Annotated in this window: 16 protein-coding genes; 3 read left to right on the top strand and 13 right to left on the bottom strand. The window is 64.6% G+C overall.

What is annotated here, in order from left to right:
• Window positions 1–186: 186 nt before the first annotated feature.
• Window positions 187–2,616 (top strand): glycosyltransferase family A protein, encoded by a 2,430-nt coding sequence (locus tag G6N66_RS19930; protein ID WP_163645885.1) that lies wholly within the window; start codon window positions 187–189, stop codon window positions 2,614–2,616.
• Complete coding sequence (locus tag G6N66_RS19925) at window positions 2,588–4,552, top strand: 2OG-Fe(II) oxygenase (RefSeq protein WP_085234319.1); 1,965 nt, start codon at window positions 2,588–2,590, stop codon at window positions 4,550–4,552. The genes G6N66_RS19930 and G6N66_RS19925 overlap by 29 nt, the downstream gene beginning before the upstream one ends.
• Window positions 4,553–4,585: 33 nt before the next feature.
• On the opposite strand, the gene G6N66_RS19920 is transcribed toward G6N66_RS19925, so the two are convergent.
• Genes G6N66_RS19920 through G6N66_RS19910 form a run of 3 tightly spaced genes read right to left on the bottom strand, consistent with a single transcriptional unit; the run spans window position 4,586 to window position 7,267 of the window.
• Entirely contained in the window at window positions 4,586–5,356 is a 771-nt protein-coding gene (locus tag G6N66_RS19920; protein WP_085234320.1) for a cephalosporin hydroxylase family protein, read from the bottom strand.
• Window positions 5,349–6,407 carry a class I SAM-dependent methyltransferase gene (locus G6N66_RS19915; protein WP_197747046.1) on the bottom strand — a complete coding sequence of 353 codons (1,059 nt, stop codon included), beginning with the start codon at window positions 6,405–6,407 and terminating at the stop codon, window positions 5,349–5,351. The genes G6N66_RS19920 and G6N66_RS19915 overlap by 8 nt, the downstream gene beginning before the upstream one ends.
• Complete coding sequence (locus tag G6N66_RS19910; RefSeq protein WP_232079363.1) at window positions 6,404–7,267, bottom strand: NAD-dependent epimerase/dehydratase family protein; 864 nt, start codon at window positions 7,265–7,267, stop codon at window positions 6,404–6,406. The genes G6N66_RS19915 and G6N66_RS19910 overlap by 4 nt, the downstream gene beginning before the upstream one ends.
• Before the next feature lie 236 nt (window positions 7,268–7,503).
• Here G6N66_RS19910 and rfbG point away from each other — a divergent pair, with 236 nt between their 5' ends.
• Window positions 7,504–8,547 carry a CDP-glucose 4,6-dehydratase gene (rfbG, locus tag G6N66_RS19905; protein ID WP_085234321.1) on the top strand — a complete coding sequence of 348 codons (1,044 nt, stop codon included), beginning with the start codon at window positions 7,504–7,506 and terminating at the stop codon, window positions 8,545–8,547.
• On the opposite strand, the gene G6N66_RS19900 is transcribed toward rfbG, so the two are convergent.
• The 10 genes from G6N66_RS19900 to G6N66_RS19855 all read right to left on the bottom strand — a co-directional run bounded on the left by G6N66_RS19900 (window position 8,538) and on the right by G6N66_RS19855 (window position 16,755).
• A complete protein-coding gene (locus tag G6N66_RS19900; protein ID WP_085234322.1) occupies window positions 8,538–9,761 on the bottom strand; it encodes a class I SAM-dependent methyltransferase in 1,224 nt (407 codons plus the stop codon). The genes rfbG and G6N66_RS19900 overlap by 10 nt on opposite strands.
• Window positions 9,758–10,309 carry a dTDP-4-dehydrorhamnose 3,5-epimerase family protein gene (locus tag G6N66_RS19895; protein WP_085234323.1) on the bottom strand — a complete coding sequence of 184 codons (552 nt, stop codon included), beginning with the start codon at window positions 10,307–10,309 and terminating at the stop codon, window positions 9,758–9,760. Before G6N66_RS19895 ends, G6N66_RS19900 begins: the two co-directional genes overlap by 4 nt.
• A 16-nt stretch (window positions 10,310–10,325) precedes the next feature.
• A complete protein-coding gene (gene rfbF / locus G6N66_RS19890; protein ID WP_085234324.1) occupies window positions 10,326–11,099 on the bottom strand; it encodes a glucose-1-phosphate cytidylyltransferase in 774 nt (257 codons plus the stop codon).
• A gap of 335 nt (window positions 11,100–11,434) precedes the next feature.
• Entirely contained in the window at window positions 11,435–12,109 is a 675-nt protein-coding gene (locus G6N66_RS19885) for a methyltransferase family protein (protein ID WP_085234325.1), read from the bottom strand.
• A complete protein-coding gene (locus G6N66_RS19880; protein WP_139825337.1) occupies window positions 12,106–13,743 on the bottom strand; it encodes an ABC transporter permease in 1,638 nt (545 codons plus the stop codon). The genes G6N66_RS19885 and G6N66_RS19880 overlap by 4 nt, the downstream gene beginning before the upstream one ends.
• Window positions 13,740–14,651 (bottom strand): ABC transporter ATP-binding protein, encoded by a 912-nt coding sequence (locus tag G6N66_RS19875; RefSeq protein ID WP_085234326.1) that lies wholly within the window; start codon window positions 14,649–14,651, stop codon window positions 13,740–13,742. Before G6N66_RS19875 ends, G6N66_RS19880 begins: the two co-directional genes overlap by 4 nt.
• Window positions 14,641–15,279, bottom strand: coding sequence for a TetR/AcrR family transcriptional regulator (locus G6N66_RS19870; protein ID WP_085234327.1), 639 nt, complete (start codon window positions 15,277–15,279; stop codon window positions 14,641–14,643). Before G6N66_RS19870 ends, G6N66_RS19875 begins: the two co-directional genes overlap by 11 nt.
• A gap of 59 nt (window positions 15,280–15,338) precedes the next feature.
• The gene (locus G6N66_RS19865; protein ID WP_085234328.1) at window positions 15,339–15,776 is read right to left on the bottom strand and encodes a PIN domain-containing protein; all 438 of its coding nucleotides are present in this window, start codon (window positions 15,774–15,776) and stop codon (window positions 15,339–15,341) included.
• On the bottom strand, window positions 15,763–16,002 hold the full coding sequence (locus G6N66_RS19860) for a hypothetical protein (RefSeq protein WP_139825338.1): 240 nt from the start codon (window positions 16,000–16,002) through the stop codon (window positions 15,763–15,765). The genes G6N66_RS19865 and G6N66_RS19860 overlap by 14 nt, the downstream gene beginning before the upstream one ends.
• Window positions 16,003–16,086: 84 nt before the next feature.
• Window positions 16,087–16,755, bottom strand: a complete 669-nt coding sequence (locus G6N66_RS19855) for an O-methyltransferase (RefSeq protein ID WP_085234329.1) — start codon at window positions 16,753–16,755, stop codon at window positions 16,087–16,089.
• Window positions 16,756–16,853: the final 98 nt, after the last annotated feature.

The raw sequence follows: 16,853 nt of genomic DNA, 5'->3' as shown, positions 1-16,853 counted from the left end.
AAACGGAACAACGCCGTAGGCACCGAAGAGCATGACGGTATCCAAGCCCGGAGCACCGGCGTGCGGTCGGTCGTTGAGCCGCAGTAAAGGCTCCGCCCGCCGGACATTCCATTCCGCAGCGAGCAGTGCAGCATCTCTGTGACAATATCGAGGGTGGTGGTGTACGCAGCAACTGATGATTCCCTCGTGCTGAGCATCTGCGTGCCTACCTTCAACCGGGCACGGTACCTCGACTGTCTGCTGCAGGACCTTGCCGCCCATATCGGCGAACTCGGGTTTTCCTACGAGCTGCTGATCGGTGACAACGCCTCGGAGGACGACACTGCGGACGTGGTGCACAAATATGAGGACCAGCTGGCCATCCGCTACGTTCGGCGGGCGGAAAATGTGGGCGCATACCAAAATCTGTCGCGATTGTTTGAGGCCGCTCAGGGGCGATATGTCCTCTACGTTGCCGATGACGATCTGATCATTCCGGGCGTGCTTGGCCGTTACATCGCTTACCTGGAAGCCCATCCCGACGTTGGCGCGGTGTTCGCGCCCTGGCTATTTCACGACCGGGTTGCCGGACAGGATTCTGGCCAGTTCTATGCCGTAGCGCAAGAGACGCGGGTCGAGGCAAAGGACCATGCTGCCCTGTTTGACCTGCTGACTAATGGTCACATTTTTCCCGAGGTCTACCTGGCCAGAACGTTGCTCGCGCGCGAGGTGACGGGTGCTGCCAACCCGTTCGCATACATCTTCTTTGCAAGGATCGCTGCAATGCTGGATCGGGCCGCGGTGACATTCAGCCCGGAACCCTTCTACCGCCAAGTTATTCAATACTTTGAGGATGAACCACACACCCATCTCGGGCACGAAGAGGTCAAGGTGGGCTGGGACCGCTACCGCGGTGGGCTGGAGTACATCCTCGCCCGATTCGCGTCGCTCCTGTCGCCCGACGACCTTGACGCGTGTCATCGCGCCATCGATCGCTTTGTGCGCATCCGGATGCATGTTGGCTTGCGGTTGCGCACCCATGAGGGCAAGGACTGGATTGACAACTACTACATCGCCAACCGCCTCCGCTGCGCGGGCGACGATTCACTGCTGCCGGCCCCCTACGAGACATATCGCGTCAACGCGGCGCTCGAGTACCTGCTCGGTCTGCAGCCGTTCTACCCCGAACGCGCCACAATTGCCTACTATCAGGACGATGCTCCGCGGGTACTCGCGCAAGCACGCGGCTTTGCCGCAGCGGGTCTGGTGGCGTTGACGGATCGGTCGCTGCCGTTGCCCGAAAATTTGATCCTGCTGGCGAGCCACGAACGAGTTCCAGCCGATAGCGCGGCGTTCGTCATTACTGAGGCCGAGCTCCTGGCGAGATTTCCGGGCGCGGCGCACGACCGCGACCCATTGCTGCCCGAGATCGCCGCCAACGCCGGGGATACGCGGGCGGTGTCCGACAAGGCGCGGAGCTATTTCGACGCGGGGGATTTTGTCAACGCGCGCAAGTGGTATGCGCGGCGGGCCGAGATGGGCGGCTCGGCCGAGGAGGTCTACCACTCGCTGTATCGAGTCGCGCAGGCAATGGCGAATCTGGGGGAGCCGTGGCCGGACACTCAAGACGCCTTCCTGCAGGCGTGGGCGTTTCGACCGACCCGCGCCGAGCCGCTTTATCAGATTGCTGTCCACTACCGGACCGAGCAGCAGTACCAGCTCGGCTACCTGTTCGCCGAACGCGCGGCCCAAATCCCGCTGCCCGACAAGGATGTCTTGTTTGTCGACGCGGCCGTCTACGCCTGGTGCACCGTCGATGAGCAGGCGGTGTGCGCCGCCTGGATCGGCAGACATGCCGAGGCCTTTGCGCTGTGTCGGCGGCTATTGGCCAGCCCCGAGGTCCCCGAGGAGCGGCGGCGCGCGATTGCACTCAATCGCGACTTCTCGGTGCCGACGATGATCGAGACGGCGGCTGAGTACCCAGATGTGTTGGCGGGCGGCCTTATTGCGGGTTCACGTGAGGCCGAGGTGACCGTCAGCCTGGTCGCCGGCCCGGACCGAGCCGCCACTGAACTGACCCTGAATTCGTTTCTACACTGCTGCACCGATCTGTCACGGGTCGGGCGCTTTCTGGTGGTCGACGCCGGCCTGTCCGCGCAGGATCGCGCGAGGCTGCGCAAGCGTTACGGGTTTCTCGAGTTTGCCCGTCGTAGATCCGGCGACGTGCCCGGGGCTCAGCTCGCGCGGCTCCGCGCGCAGATCGGTGGACGGTTTTGGCTGCATCTGGGCCAGGGCTGGCGGTTTTTCGCGCCCGAAAATTACATCACCCGACTCAGTGCCGTGCTCGAGGCCGAACCGCAGGTGTTTCAGGTTGGCGTCAACTATGGCGACGCGGTCAAGCTCACCCACGCCTGCGCCGCCGAGCAGGAGGTGCGCCGGGCGCCCGATGCCGGCCGCTACGTCCTCACCGATGAGATAGCCGGCGGCCCAGCAATGTTCGACACCACACGACTGGATCCGACCGGCGGTGTGCAAGGCAACGAGGCCGACTCGACCGCCGAACTCGGGCGGCGGGCGGTCGCCGTCGGACTACAGACCGCCAGCCTCGATGAGGTGCTCTGCATCGCCGCAGTCTAGTGCGGTCCCCCTTATTGTGTTGGTGTGCAATAGCCGACGGTCGACGTTTGCCGCGCCACACGCGTCGGGCTGGGGACCCCACGGCAACCGACACCCGGCCAACCCTCTGAACCTATGCGCGAAGACGCTGGGCTGGTGTAGTTTCCAGCGAGTGGAGTTTTGCGCAACGTCTCAGGCCACGGACCTTTCGCGGTTCGTGCGGACCTACCCAGGCGCCATTGATGACGCGCTCGCCGCGGACTTGATCGCGCTACCGGGTGCCCAAAAAATGGACACGGAACATCGCCGCTGTTCCCTTACGCCCATCGTTGGTGACGTCTTGGAACGCTTCCGCAGTGTCGTGCGTGAATGCTTCGCGGACTACCGGGGGATCTCGACAACGCTCTACTTCTGCACACGGCTCGAGGCGCCGAATGTCCTGCGATACGAACCGTCGAGCCCCGATCGACCAGAGTGGTTCCACGAGCATGCCGATGCCTTCAATTGCCCATCCGCGACGCGACAAGTAAGCGTGGTCGCCTATTTGAACGACGTTGCAGTCGGCGGCGAAACGGTGTTTACGGCCTTTGATTACGCACAGCGTTGCGAGAAGGGAACCCTCCTATTCTTCCCGTCGAATTATCTCTTTCATCATCTCGCTCGACCGCCGGAATCTGGTCCGAAGATCGTGGTGGTGACGTGGATCCACTTCGGAAATGACGGCAAGCCCACGTACCTGACGGTGCCGCTGGGCATGAAGCGCGATCGCGATTTTTTGCTGGCCGAGGTCGAACGCAATCCCACGGACGCCAAGACGGTGTTCGACCTGGCCCACAGCTACTTTGACTCGGACGACTTCGCCAACGCACGCAAGTGGTATGCGCGGCGGGCCGAGCTGGGAGGTTCGGCCGAGGAGGTGTACTACTCGCTGTACCGGCTCGCGCAGGCGATGGCGAATCTGGGGGAGCCGTGGCCGGACACTCAAGACGCCTTCCTGCAGGCGTGGGCGTTTCGACCGACCCGCGCCGAGCCGCTTTATCAGATTGCTGTCCACTACCGGACCGAGCAGCAGTACCAGCTCGGCTACCTGTTCGCCGAGCGCGCGGCCCAACTCCCGCTCCCCGACGACGACATCCACTATGACCGCGACATCTACACCTGGCGCGCCATCGATGAGCAGGCGGTGTGTGCCGCGTGGATCGGCAAGCATGCCGAGGCGTTCGCGCTGTGTCGGCGGCTGCTGGCCAGCCCCGAGGTCCCCGAGGAGCGCCGGCGCGCGATTGCACTCAATCGCGACTTCTCGGCGCCGACGATGATCGAGGCGGCGGCTGAGTATCCAGATGCGTTGTCGGGCAGCCTGATTGCGGGCTCACGCGAAGCCGAGGTGACCGTCAGCCTGGTCGCCGGCCCGGACCGAGCCGCCGCTGAACTGACCCTGAATTCGTTTCTACACTGCTGCACCGATCTGTCACGGGTCGGGCGCTTCCTGGTGGTCGACGCCGGCCTGTCCGCGCAGGATCGCGCCACCCTGCAGCAGCGTTACGGGTTTCTCGAATTCGTCGATCCCGGTGCTGATGACGAAGCGGCTGCCCGGCTCGGGAGGCTCCGCAACCAGATCGGTGGACGGTTTTGGCTGCATCTGGGCCAGGGCTGGCGGTTTTTCGCCCCCGAAAACTACATCACCCGACTGTGCGCCGTGCTCGAGGCCGAACCGCGGGTGTTTCAGGTCGGCATCAATTACGGCGACGCGGTCAAGATCACCCACGCCTGCGCCGCCGAGCAGCAGGTGCGCCGCGCGCCCGACGCGGGCCGCTACGTCCTTGCCGACGAGATGGCCAGCGGCCCAGCAATGTTCGACGCCGCACGACTAGATCAAGCGCACAATGTCGATAGCACCGAATCGGATCGCCTACAGACCGCCAGCCTCGACGAAGTGCTCTGCGTTATCGCAACCTGACGCCGCCTAGCACCTGAAGACAATGTCGGCCCCTCAGCCCACCCGTTTCAGATAGCCGTCTGGGGCTACGGTGATCGCCAGCTTGTGCTGGATGCCCTTGTCAACCTCAAACTCGGTGTGCGCCTTGAGGTATTCGCGCACTGCGGTCTTCGGGTTGTCGCCCGGGCCCCATGGGCGGTTGAGAGACAGATCGGCGGGCACGTCTTCGACGATGGTGTCGAAAACCACGCAGTAGCTGCCTAGCGAGGTCAGCGGCGCGTAGGCCTGCAACTCGGCGAGTACATGGGCGTGGGTGTGGTTGCTGTCCAGACACACCAGCACGCGCTGGTAGCCGGCAGTGACCTCACGCACCTGCGCAACGGTTTCAGGCGCGATGCTGGAGCCTTGGATCATCTGGATGCGGCTGGCCATGGGATGTGCCTCGATGGCCGCACGATTGTGCTCGCGGATATCGATGTCGATGCCCAGCACTTTTCGGTTGGACTTGGCCGGGTCAAGTGTGCGACCGGATTCGATGGCATCAGCCATGTCCAGCAGCGCCAGCATGGATGCGCTGAAGATAAGCGATCCGCCGTGAGCGATGCCTGTCTCGATGATCAGGTCAGGACGGACGCGCCAGATCAGCTCCTGCATCGCAACGATGTCTTGTGGGTACTGAATGATCGGCCGCGACATCCAGGCGAAGTTGTACGAGTACTGGGCTAGCAGTGACGTGCGCATGAATTCGCCGGCATCGGCGTGGAGACGCTTGTTGTGTGACATCGCATCAATCCGGCTTATCGTTTCCACTTCGAAATCAGTCATGCTCCACTCCCGTCAGGTTGAAACGGTCTCCTGTCATCTTGCGAATTTCCTCCAGGTAATTGGAATTCATCACGCAGATCTCGGAACCTGGTGGGAGAGTGGCCATCCCGTCTTCCGGGGACATGACGCGCAGACCGGTGGCCGGCACAAACTTGCCGCATTTGGCCGGGTTGATGTCGATCAGGACATCCACCGGGTTGCCGCAGCGTTCCCGCAACAGCGAGTAGATGACGCCTTTCGACGCCGCACCCCATACGGCTCTCGCTCTTTCCGCCCGGTCGGAAGGAGCGACGGATACCGTCGCCAGAAAATCCTCCGGGAAGTCGACACGGGCCGCCGGACTGGACATGGGTGGCCGCAAGGTAGCGAGATCGGCAACGACATAGAGGTATTGGCCCCCAAACAGGTGTCCGCCGTCGACGACGTGGCCGAACATCGTTGAAAAGTCGCCGAGCCTAAAGTAATTGACGTGCTCGTAGAAGATGTCGAACCAGGCTCTCGCGCGCAGGATCCAGTCAAAGCACGGCACTTCGATATAGATGAGTCCGCCGCCGTTCGCGTCGCGCAAGCCGTCGAGAAAGCCGACGGGGTTCTGCACATGTTCCAGTACGTGACGCAGGATGAGTCCTCTGCCCGACACTGTCACACCATCCCCGAAGTAACGACGCTGCACGGCGAGATTTTCGCCCTCGTAGGTTGGATCGAAGCCAGCGATGGAGCAGCCGCGCGACTGCAGCAACTCGAGGAAATACGCTTTGCCGCAACCGACTTCGACCAACGCCTCAGTTCCCAAATAGCGCTCGACGATGGTGGCGACCTGTTCCAGGTGGCTCTTGAACATCGGGCTATGCGCCTGCTCGTTTTGATACGCGGCGTCGTAGTTCATCAGCTCCGGTTGAAAGTCCGCGTTGTAGACGAGACCGCTGATATCGTCCTGCACCAACCGAATGTCGCCGCGTGGGCACGAGCGTGCCTCGTCGGCCGAGTCGTACATCCGGTTCTGGAAGATCGGAAACGCCGACTGCTCATAGAGCGTTGTCGCACCAGTCATATTGCGTCCTCCCGCACGCCGACGACCCGCGGAGGGTCGAAAAGGTTCTCTGGCGCTGCCCCGAAACGCAGCAAGTCACGCCGCCCGTATTCGTCGGCAACGCGTTCGGCGAGTTGCCGAACGGTCACCCCTTCGCCTGAGCAGATATTCACCGCGCCTTGCCGCTGGCCCAGTGCGACGTCGGCGACCATCCGAGCGGCGTCTTTCACGTCGGAGAAATCACGTACCTGATTGCCGCGAGTGAGGAGCACTTCTTGCCCCGCCTCTAGTTGCCTGCGAATGTAGGGCACCAGGCGCCGCTCGTTTTCCCCCTCCCCATACAGGTAGAAGAGCCGGCACCAGGCAAAGCTCACGGCTTGCGTACCCAGAAAGTATTTCAGCACCTGGAAGGCCGATGCTTTGCACGCGGCGTACAACGTGTTCGGCGCGAGCGGAGTCTCGGTAGTCATCAGGCCTTGGGAGGAGTCGTACTCGGCGCAGGTTCCGACACCGACGAATCGCGTCCCGCCGACGACCGCAAACGCGCGCGCCAGATCAAGCGTTCCGGTAAGGCACGCGAGGTTCGCCGGTGAGGTGAGGTATTCACCCGGCTCGGCGTACCACGCTGCGTGCACCAAGGTTTGCGAATCCCTAACCAGCTCTTCTAATCGGGCCGGCGCCTCCGCGAACAAGTCAGGTGTCTGCACAACCTCTAATGCGCCAGGCTCCCGGCCATCAGGCAGGCGCGCGGGATCTCGAACGAGCACCCGCACCGAGCAGCCCCGCTCCAGCAGGGCGCGCAGAATCTGCCGTCCGACGAATCCGGTCGCTCCCGTCAAGGTAACCGTCATTTCAGGCTCGGGACCCAGAGCCGCGTCCACGCGGCAGGATGACACCTTGCCGGCCCGTCATTGCCTTCTCCCACGCACCCCCCTCGCCGACGCATCCCGCGGCCGCCAGTTCCTGGGCCGTCCCGCGTCGAATTTGTGCTCTATCGCAACGTAGCCAAAACCCGGGGTCGCTGTAGGGTTTTAGAACTGTGGAAGTCAAAAAGTACGTGCTGCGCGGGGGCGCGGAGCCGGGCCGCGAATACCTGGCCAAGGCTACGCGGTAGCCCGTGCACTACTTAATCACCGGGCACACCGGCTTCAAAGGCTCCTGGCTCACGCTGCTGCTGGTCAGCCGCGGACACCGGGTGTCCGGGCTAGCGCTCGACCCGCTCGACGGGGCGTTGTTCAACCGGGCGGCGATTGCGGACCAACTTGTCAACGATTTTCGGGTTGACGTTCGCGATGCCGACGCCACCGCGGCGGCGGTGTCGGCGGCGGCTCCGGATGTTGTCGTGCACATGGCCGCACAGCCGTTGGTTCGCGAGTCGTATCGCCGGCCGCGAGATACCTACGAGATCAATGCCATCGGGACCCTCAACGTGCTGGAGGCCGTCGCGGCCACCGCTTCAGTGCGTGCGCACGTCGTGGTGACCTCCGACAAGGTCTATCGGAACATCAACCAGGAGGCCGGTTATGTTGAAACCGACCCTCTCGGTGGCGACGATCCCTACAGCGCGTCCAAGGCGATGGCCGATCTGCTGGCCCAGTCCTGGATTCGCAGCTTCCCCGGCGTCCCCACTGCGATTGCCCGCGCCGGCAACGTCATTGGCGGCGGCGACGTCAGTCGTGACCGACTGCTGCCGGACCTGACGGCCGCCTTTGCCTTCGGCCAGACGCCCCGGCTCCGGTTCCCGAGCGCAGTGCGGCCATGGCAGCATGTGCTCGACTGCCTCAACGGCTATCTGACCCTTGCCGACGCCCTCCTGGCTGGCTCCGGCCAAGGCGAATGGAACTTCGGGCCGGGCCGCGACAGCTTCGTCGAAGTCGGCGAGGTCGCGACGCTGGCGGCCGAGCTCTGGGGCGGCGGCTCGCACTGGGAACTTGACCGGGGGGAGCATCCCCACGAGGCGAACCTACTGGCCCTCGACCCGGCCAAGGCCGAGCGCGAGCTGGGCTGGCGCAATCGGCTCGGCTTTCACGACGCCCTGTCATGGACCGTCAGCTGGGCCCGGCGCGTGCACGACGGCGCCGACCCGCTGACGGTGACCCGGGAGCAAATCGACGCGTTCGCACACGTCCTCGATCCAGACGGGGCGGGGCTTCACAGGTAGCGCAATTCGGGAACCGCCGTCACCAGACGCGTGTCGCCCGGCAGAACATCGGCCAGCTGGGTCTGCACTTCGCGGGCGATGTTCCAGGGCAACACGACCACGTCGTCGGGCGGGTTCTCCCGCAATGCCTCAGGCGAATAGATCGGAATATGGCTTCCCGGCAGGAATTTGCCCTGTTTGGACCCCGCGGCATCGCACACGTACGGGAGTAAGTCCGGTTTGACGCCTGCGTAATTGAGCAATGTGTTGCCCTTTGCCGCAGCCCCGTAGGCTGCCACGCGGCGGCCAAGGTGCTTTTCCTCGATGAGGAAGGCCACGAAGTTATCTTTCACGCGGTCGGCGCGCGCCTGGAACGCCGTGTAGGTCTCGAGCCGGGCCAATCCGAACGTCTCCTCACGGGCCAGCAACGATCCGACGCGGTCCGTGGTGGGAATCGCCGCCTCGGCAAGGCAGCCATACACGCGCAGGCTGCCGCCGTGGGTCGACAGTTCCTCCACGTCCCAGACGCGCAAGCCGGCCGCGGAGAAGATTTGCCTCAGCGCGGTAAGCGACAGGTAAGAGAAATGCTCGTGATAGATGGTGTCGAACTGGGTCTGTTCGATTAACGGCATCAGGTGGGGAAATTCCAGGGTGACGGTACCTTCGGGCTTCAGCACGGCGGCCAGTCCCCGGGTGAAGTCGTTGATGTCGGGCACATGGGCGTACACATTGTTGCCCACAACAAGATCCGCACTCCGTTCCTCAGCTGCGAGTTCACGCCCCAGGGCTTCGCCAAAGAATTCTCGCCTAACCGGGATGCCCCCGGCCTCGGCAGCCGCGGCCGTGCTCGCCGTCGGCTCAACACCCAAGCACGGAATGCCCGCTGCCACAAAGTTTTTCAGCAGGTAGCCGTCGTTGGAGGCCACCTCGATAACGAAGCTGGCGGGCCCAAGTTGCAGGCGTTCGGTGACCATCCGCGCGTAGCGCGCCGCGTGGTCGAGCCACGTGGTGGAGGTGCTGGAGAAATACGCGTAGTCAACGTCGAAAAGTTCGTCGGCGCGGGCGTAATCCTCGGTCTGGACCAACCAGCAGTGGTGGCACACGTTCACGCGCAGCGGGTAGTGCAGTTCCGGGTCAGACAGCTGCTCGGCCTGCAGGTACGCGTTGGACGGGGGTGCAAAGCCGAGGTCAATGAAGCGATGCTCGAGCGGCGCACCGCAGTGCCGGCACTTCATAATTCGATCCCGCAGAATTCAGGACCCACTAGCGGGTGGGCAAGGTCACGAGATGAAAGGTCCTGCGGCGGTAACGGCCAGGTGATGGCGAGCCGCGGATCGTCGTAACGTAGTCCGCCCTCGGAAGGTGGGTGGTAGAACGCCGTGTGCAGATAAAGCAATTCGCTGTCAGGCTCCAACGCTTGAAAGCCGTGCGCGAATCCTTCTGGGATGACCAGCATTTGCGCGTCGTCTGGTGCAAGTTCCACGGCGTGCCACCGCAAGAACGTCGGTGAGCCGGCCCGCAGGTCCACCGCAACGTCCCAGACCCGGCCGCGAACGCAGCGGACCATCTTCATCTCCGCATGCGGCGGAAACTGGAAATGCATACCGCGCACCGCCCCGACGCTGGTGGTCCTGGATTGATTGATTTGCACGATCTGGCGGTGACCTAAAACGGGCTGAAGTTCCTGGGCGCAGAAGAGGCGCATGAATGCGCCGCGGTCATCGCGATGGGGGAAGGACTGCACGATCTTCAGATCGGCCAGCGGCGCGTCGAGAATCTTCACCAGGCCCAATCCAGGTTCAAAGCCAGCATTTCCACGGGGCGTCGCCGCTACTCCATAAGTGTTCGAGCTGGTTCTTGTCCCGAAGTGTGTCCATCGGTTGCCAGAAACCGGAATGGACGAAGGCCATCAGTTGGCCGTCGGCGGCCAGCTTGGCCAAGGGCTCACCTTCAAACGAGGTTTGGTCGCCTTCGACGTAGTCGAGTACGGCGGGGGACAGGACAAAAAATCCGCCGTTGATGAGGCCGCCGTCGCCGGGGGGCTTTTCGACAAAGCGCGTGACCCGGTCGCCGTCGCGCTCGATGGCCCCGTACCGCCCTGGCGGAAATACCGTGGTGACGGTGGCGAGGCGTTCATGGCGACGATGGAAATCAATGCTGGCGCCGATGTTCACGTCGCTAAGGCCATCACCGTAGGTGAAGCAGAAAGCTTCATCGTCACGGATGTGCGCTGCCACACGCTTGAGGCGGCCGCCCGTTAGGGTGTCGTCGCCGGTGTCCACCAGCGTCACTCGCCACGGTTCCGCGTGGTGCTCATGCACTTGCATCGTGTTGGTGGACATGTCAAAGGTCACGTCCGACATATGCAAGAAGTAGTTGGCGAAGTATTCCTTGATTACATAGCCTTTGTAGCCGCAGCAGACAATGAAATCATTGATTCCGTGGTGCGAATAGATCTTCATAATGTGCCACAGGATCGGTCTACCGCCAATTTCCACCATCGGTTTGGGGCGGATAACCGTCTCCTCGCGGAGGCGAGTGCCGAGGCCGCCGGCCAACAGCACGGCCTTCATGAGGCGTGCTCGATTCGTGGCGATATCAAACTCAACAGTTGCATGCTCAATCCCCGATAGCTGCGGCCTGGTTCCCGTCTTCGCGGCCACGAGCTGATCTAGAGCGCGTTGCTTTACGCACGGTCATACTCAGGCAGATTCCCCCTCACCGGCGCGGTCTTGGCCGGACACGGTTTTCAATCGTATCCGGCGATGGCGCGTCGCGGGGAGGGTTTAGCCCAAGACGTGAATCCGCTCAGTTCCGCCAGATTGCTGGGTTTGACGCCGTATAGTGAAACGATCCAGTTTGGCAACAACTCTCGCTCTGCCACAAAGACCAGCACCGCGGGGCGCAGCTACCACACATACGGCAGTAACCGATAGCGCACCCGCTGGGTGTATTCGCGGTACCCGCTCAATTCCTGGCTGAGCATTTTCTCTTCGTCCAGGATGCGGGAGACCAGCACCAGCACGCCGGGGATGACGAAAAGCAGCCCCCAGTAGGAGCCGAGCGCGAGCGGGATGCCGACCATCATGATCACGTTTCCGACGTACATGGGGTGCCGGACGAACTTGTAGACACCCCCGGACGCCAGTGACTGGCCCGCTTCTATCCGCACGGTGGCGGCCGCGTAGCTGTTCTGGACGATCACCAGCATCGCGAAGCCGATTCCGGCCGCTATCAGCACATCACCCACCAGGCACAGCCACCCGGGCACCGACGACCAGCCCATCCGGTAATCGACCACGCTGAACACCACCATGGCGAACAGATCCAGAAACGCGAAGACGATGACGACTTTTTGGATCAGCCTGCCCTCCGCAAGGGGACCGCCGCGCATGCGTCGCTGCAGCGCCGCGGGGTTCGTCCGGGCCAAGTAGATGCTTGGGATGATCGTCGCGGCCGTGAAGACGCCGATGAAAACCCATGCCTGCCAATAGTTCAGCGTCCCGGCCGGGACGAACAGCAGCAAGCCCAGTATGGCCAGGCCGAAAATCGATGACGCGGTGAGGCGGATCGTGGTTTTCATGATCGGATGTCCCGACGACGAAACGCTATGATTCCCAACGCGATCAGCGCCGCGTCGACGGCCAGCAACCACAGCAACGGCACCGCGGTGAAGTCGCCACCGCCGACCCGCGGGGTATGCGCGAACGGTTCCAGGTCGAGCACCCACTGCGGGAACCCGGCCAGCGAGCCGATCAGATACACGGCGATGAACGCCACCAGCACCCCCCACGCGACCGGCGTGAACCGCGGTGTGAGGCCGAACAACGCCAGCGTCACCGCGGACAGCAGCCACACGGCGGGCAGCTGCACGGCCGCCGTGCCGACGACGACGGCCAGCTTGCCGGCCACATCGTCGGCCGCGACGCCGTAGACAAGCCCGGCCGTCGCGCCGGCGGCCAGCATCGCCGCCGTCGAACCGGCCAGGGCAGCGACCAAATGGCTTGCCAGCCAACGGGTTCGGGCAACAGCGCCGGCCAGCGTGGTCTCGGCTCGCTGGGCGGCCTCCTCTTGATGCAGGCGCAGCGTGAGCGAGACGGCGAACGCGGCGGCCACCATGCCCAGCATGGCGAACGCCACCGCGAGGAAGGCCTGCTCGAGCGCGCTGGTGCCACCCATCCGCGCCACGATGTCACGCGCGGCGGTGCTGTCGCCCAGCTCGTCGCCGATGCCGTGCGCGACACTGCCCATCAGGACGCCATACAGGCACAGCCCGACGGACCACACCAGCACCGCGCCGCGGTCCAGCCGCCACGTCAGCCCGGCGATGCCGCGCAGTCCCGGCCCGGCCGTCCCGGGCCCGGCGCGCTCGGCGATGAGTCCGGCGCCCACGTCGCGCCCGGCGAGCAGGCGGTAGGCGACCAGCGTCAGCACCGCGGTCGTGGCCAAATGCAAAAGCAGCACCCACCACCGATCACCCGCGTACGGCCGGACCTGCAGCGACCACCCCAGCGGGGAAAGCCACGAAAGCGTGCCGGAGCCGGCGTCGCCGACCGCGCGCAACGTGAACGCGGTCCCCAGGACGGCGAACGCGAAACCGCGGGCGACCCGGGCGCTCGGCGACAGTTGCGCGGCCACGGCGGCCACGGCGGTGAACACCAGGCCGGAGCCCGCCAGCGCCGCACCGAAGGCCAGCGAGCCGGTGGCGGGGATAGCGGTGGTGAGCAATCCCGCCGCGCCGATCGTGCCGGTGGCGATCGACGCCCCGAAGCACAGCATCAGCGCCGCGGTCAGACTGGCGTAGCGGCCGATCGCCGTCGAGTCGATCAGCTCGGTGCGGCCCGTTTCCTCGTCGGCGCGGGTGTGGCGGATCACGGTGAGGATGACCGCGACCGCGATGAGCAGGTGGAACATCCCCGCTTTCCAAACGCCGACCGCACCGATGCTGGTGTTGTAGACCTGGCCGTACAGCGCGCGCTGGGCCGGGCTTGCCATGATGGAGGCGGCGAACCCGGCGCGCGCGGCCTCGTTGGGGTAGACCTTCAGGACGCTTCCGACGTACACGGTGGCCAGTGGCACCGAGAGCAGAAGCACCCACAGCGGCAACGTGATTCGGTCCCGCCGCAGGTAGAGCCGCAGGATCGACAGCGTTCCGGAGAAGGGCGACCCGGCGGAACGCGCGGGGCGGGACGGCCGCTGCAGCGTCGCGGTGCTCATGACGCCGCCACCTTGGCCTCTGCGGTGTCGTAGTGACGCAGGAACAGCTCTTCCAGCGTCGGCGGCTGGCTGACCAGGCTGCGCACGCCGGCGTCGCCGAGCGCCCGGATGACTTCCCCGAGGCTTTCGCTATCCACCTGCGCGCGCAGGGTGCTGCCGTCGACGCTGACGTCTTCGACGCCCTTGAATCGGGTGAGATCGCCTGGGTCACCCGTCATTTCGGCTCGGATCGAGGTGCGGCTGAGATGCCGCATGGAGTCCAGCGTCCCGCTCTCGACGGTCCTTCCGGCCCGGATGATGGTGACCCGCTCGCACAGCGCTTCGGTTTCGGCCAGGATGTGGCTGGACAGCAGCACCGTCGCGCCGCGGTCACGCGCTTCGGCGACACACTGCTGAAACACGTTCTCCATCAACGGGTCCAGACCGCTGCTCGGCTCGTCGAGCAACAGCAGCTCGGCCCGTGAGGAAAACGCGGAGATCAGCGAGACCTTCTGCCGATTGCCCTTGGAATAGGTGCGTGCCTTCTTGTGCGGGTCGAGGTCGAAACGTTCGATCAGTTCCGCCCGGCGTTTCTCGTCGAGCCCGCCGCGCATGCGGGCCAGCAGGTCGATGGTCTCGCCGCCCGTCAGTGACGGCCACAACGTGACATCGCCTGGCACGTAGGCGATGTGGCGGTGCAATTCGACGGCATCGGTCCACGGGTCGCCGCCGAGCAGTCGCACGCTGCCGCTGTCGGCCTGGACCAGGCCGAGCAGGATGCGGATGGTGGTGGACTTGCCGGCGCCGTTGGGCCCGAGGAAGCCGTGGACTTCGCCGGCGCGCACCGTCAGGTCCAGGCCGTCCAGCGCCTGGACTGTGCCGAAACGCTTTGTCAGGCCGTGTATTTCGATCGGCAGGTTAACTGTCACGGGATGCTCCTTGCTCTTCGGCTGCCAGGAATGCGTCGTACATCGTGCGGTCCGCCAGCAGGCCCTCGGTGTAGATCTCCAGGGAGGGCAGGATCATGTCGCGGGCGTAGTCGCGCAGGACCGCCCGGATATCGGTTGGGTTTTCGTGCATTTGGATGTAGAGCAACAGACCGCCGCCGCCGGTGATGGCCAGAAACCTGGCCCTGGCGTGCGGATCGCGGCTGGGCTTGATGGTTCCGGCCCGAACGCCCTCGGCCATGTAGTCCTCGGCGTTCTCAATCATCGTGTGCCACAACATGTTTGCTAAGTCGCCGCCGGTTTGCAAGCTGCGCACCAGGTAGGCGGTCACGGCCGCGTAGGACTCGATCTCGGCCAACTTCGTCAACCAGGTGGCCGGATCGTTGGACTGAATCGTCTCGGACTTCTGGCTGCGGACCTCCTCGGCGACGTAGTCGTCGCAGGCCTTGCGCAGGCCCTCCTTGGAACCGAAGTGGTGGATGACCAGCGCGGCGCTCACCCCCGCGGCTTCGGCGATGGCCCGCAGCCCCACCCCGAAGCCGTGCTGCCCGAACTGCTCGATGGCCGCGTCGCGGATTCGAGCAGCCGCCGTCAGATCGGCTGAACGCATGTTCAGTATGCTAAACGAACGTTCAGTCGAACGTCAAGGCGGGGTGAAGGGCCGCGCAATCAGGAACCGCTGGCTTGCCCAGAGCGACCGGTGCGGAACGGATTCTCGACCCGCAACCCGGCGTAGTCGGCGCCGTCGCTTAGGTCTTCGGACAGGACGACGTCACAACCGAGCGCGCGGCCGGCCTCGAGAATTGCGGCGTCCCGGTACGACACCCGGAACCGCTGACTTGTCGCCAGGGCGGCGAGCACTACCTCGGCCGTGATTGGCGCAACGGGAAACCGCATGAACGACTCCACCAGCGCGACAGCCTGCTCGTGGGTGATCGGATCGGGCCTGCTTGCGCGTGTTGCCTGAACATAGAATTCCTGAAGAACTTGAACAGACACGGCAAGGTCGCGGGCGGCCAGAATGTCGTTGGCACGTTTCGCCTTGTCCCGCTCTTCCGGATCGTGTGAGATCGCGTAAAGCAGGACGTTGGTGTCAATGAACCGCACGGTCGTGGACGTCGTCCCGGCTCAGGCGATCGCGGGCGGAAAACCGGCGGATTTCGTTTTGGACTGCTTGTTGCTTCGCCTCGAGTCGAGAGAACTCGGCCTCTCGCTCGGATAGCGAATTCAGGTACTCGGCAACGAGCGCGCTCAGGGACTTACCGAGTTCTGCAGCCCGAATCCGCGCCGTGCGGTAGGTGTCGTCCGAAACAGAGACGGTAATGTTCTTCACAGTCTCACAGTAACGCAGTTATTGTGGTAGGCCGGCGTCGCGATCGACGACACTCCAGGCCAGCAGGTGAACGATGGCGCGGAACTAGTCGCGCACGGCGGCCAGCACGCCGTCGCCGAGCGGCACCAGCGCGGGCGTCAGGCGCTCGTCCTCGGCGATGAGCCGGGCCGCTTCGCGCACCGCGACCACCTCGGCGTCGCGCGCGGCGGGATCGCCGGCCCGCCCGCCCAGCGCCGCCGCGTGCACCACGATGACCCCGCCGGAGCGCAGCAGCCGCACGCCCTCGACGACGTAATCCGGCTGGTCGATCGGGTCGGCGTCGATGAACACCAGGTCATAGGACTCGTCGGCGAGCCGGGTCAACACCTCCTGGGCGCGGCCGCTGATCAACCGGGTGCGCGACGGCCCGACGCCGGCCTCGGCGAACGCCTGCTTGGCCAGCCGCTGGTACTCGGGCTCGTTGTCGATCGTGGTCAACACGCCGTCCTCGGCCATGCCGGAAAGCAGCCACAGCCCGCTGACTCCGACGCCGGTGCCCACTTCGGCGACGGCCTTGCCGCCGCTGAGCTTGGCCAGCAGGCTGAGCAGCGCCCCGACCGCGGGCGTCACCGCCCCGGCGCCGAGGTCGGTGGCGCGCTCGCGGGCACCCGCCAAGATCGCGTCTTCGGAAATCGAGCCCTCGGCGTGCGCGGAGAGGGATTCGGCGCGGCTAAGGACCGGCTGGTCGAGCGTGAGCGAGGAGTTACCGTCCATGACCCGCAGCGTATGCCGGATTCTTCGCGCGATCGGTCAGGCGCGCCTGAGTAGGACGCGTCCGACACGCCCGGGAGGCGGGACGCGACCGATGTCAC

Source organism: Mycobacterium conspicuum (assembly GCF_010730195.1).
GTDB lineage: Bacteria > Actinomycetota > Actinomycetes > Mycobacteriales > Mycobacteriaceae > Mycobacterium > Mycobacterium conspicuum.
The sequence above is the reverse complement of the archived record's forward strand: the minus strand, read 5'-3'. Positions and strand labels throughout refer to the sequence as shown.

What these genes read in the sequence shown, in the direction of transcription:
- G6N66_RS19900 (WP_085234322.1), bottom strand. Translation starts at nt 9,761, where the DNA reads ATGAAGTGCCGGCACTGCGGTGCGCCGCTCGAGCATCGCTTCATTGAC.
- G6N66_RS19870 (WP_085234327.1), bottom strand. Translation starts at nt 15,279, where the DNA reads ATGCGTTCAGCCGATCTGACGGCGGCTGCTCGAATCCGCGACGCGGCC.
- G6N66_RS19885 (WP_085234325.1), bottom strand. Translation starts at nt 12,109, where the DNA reads ATGAAAACCACGATCCGCCTCACCGCGTCATCGATTTTCGGCCTGGCC.
- rfbF (WP_085234324.1), bottom strand. Translation starts at nt 11,099, where the DNA reads ATGAAGGCCGTGCTGTTGGCCGGCGGCCTCGGCACTCGCCTCCGCGAG.
- G6N66_RS19880 (WP_139825337.1), bottom strand. Translation starts at nt 13,743, where the DNA reads ATGAGCACCGCGACGCTGCAGCGGCCGTCCCGCCCCGCGCGTTCCGCC.
- G6N66_RS19920 (WP_085234320.1), bottom strand. Translation starts at nt 5,356, where the DNA reads ATGACTGATTTCGAAGTGGAAACGATAAGCCGGATTGATGCGATGTCA.
- G6N66_RS19855 (WP_085234329.1), bottom strand. Translation starts at nt 16,755, where the DNA reads ATGGACGGTAACTCCTCGCTCACGCTCGACCAGCCGGTCCTTAGCCGC.
- G6N66_RS19915 (WP_197747046.1), bottom strand. Translation starts at nt 6,407, where the DNA reads ATGACTGGTGCGACAACGCTCTATGAGCAGTCGGCGTTTCCGATCTTC.
- G6N66_RS19925 (WP_085234319.1), top strand. Translation starts at nt 2,588, where the DNA reads ATGAGGTGCTCTGCATCGCCGCAGTCTAGTGCGGTCCCCCTTATTGTG.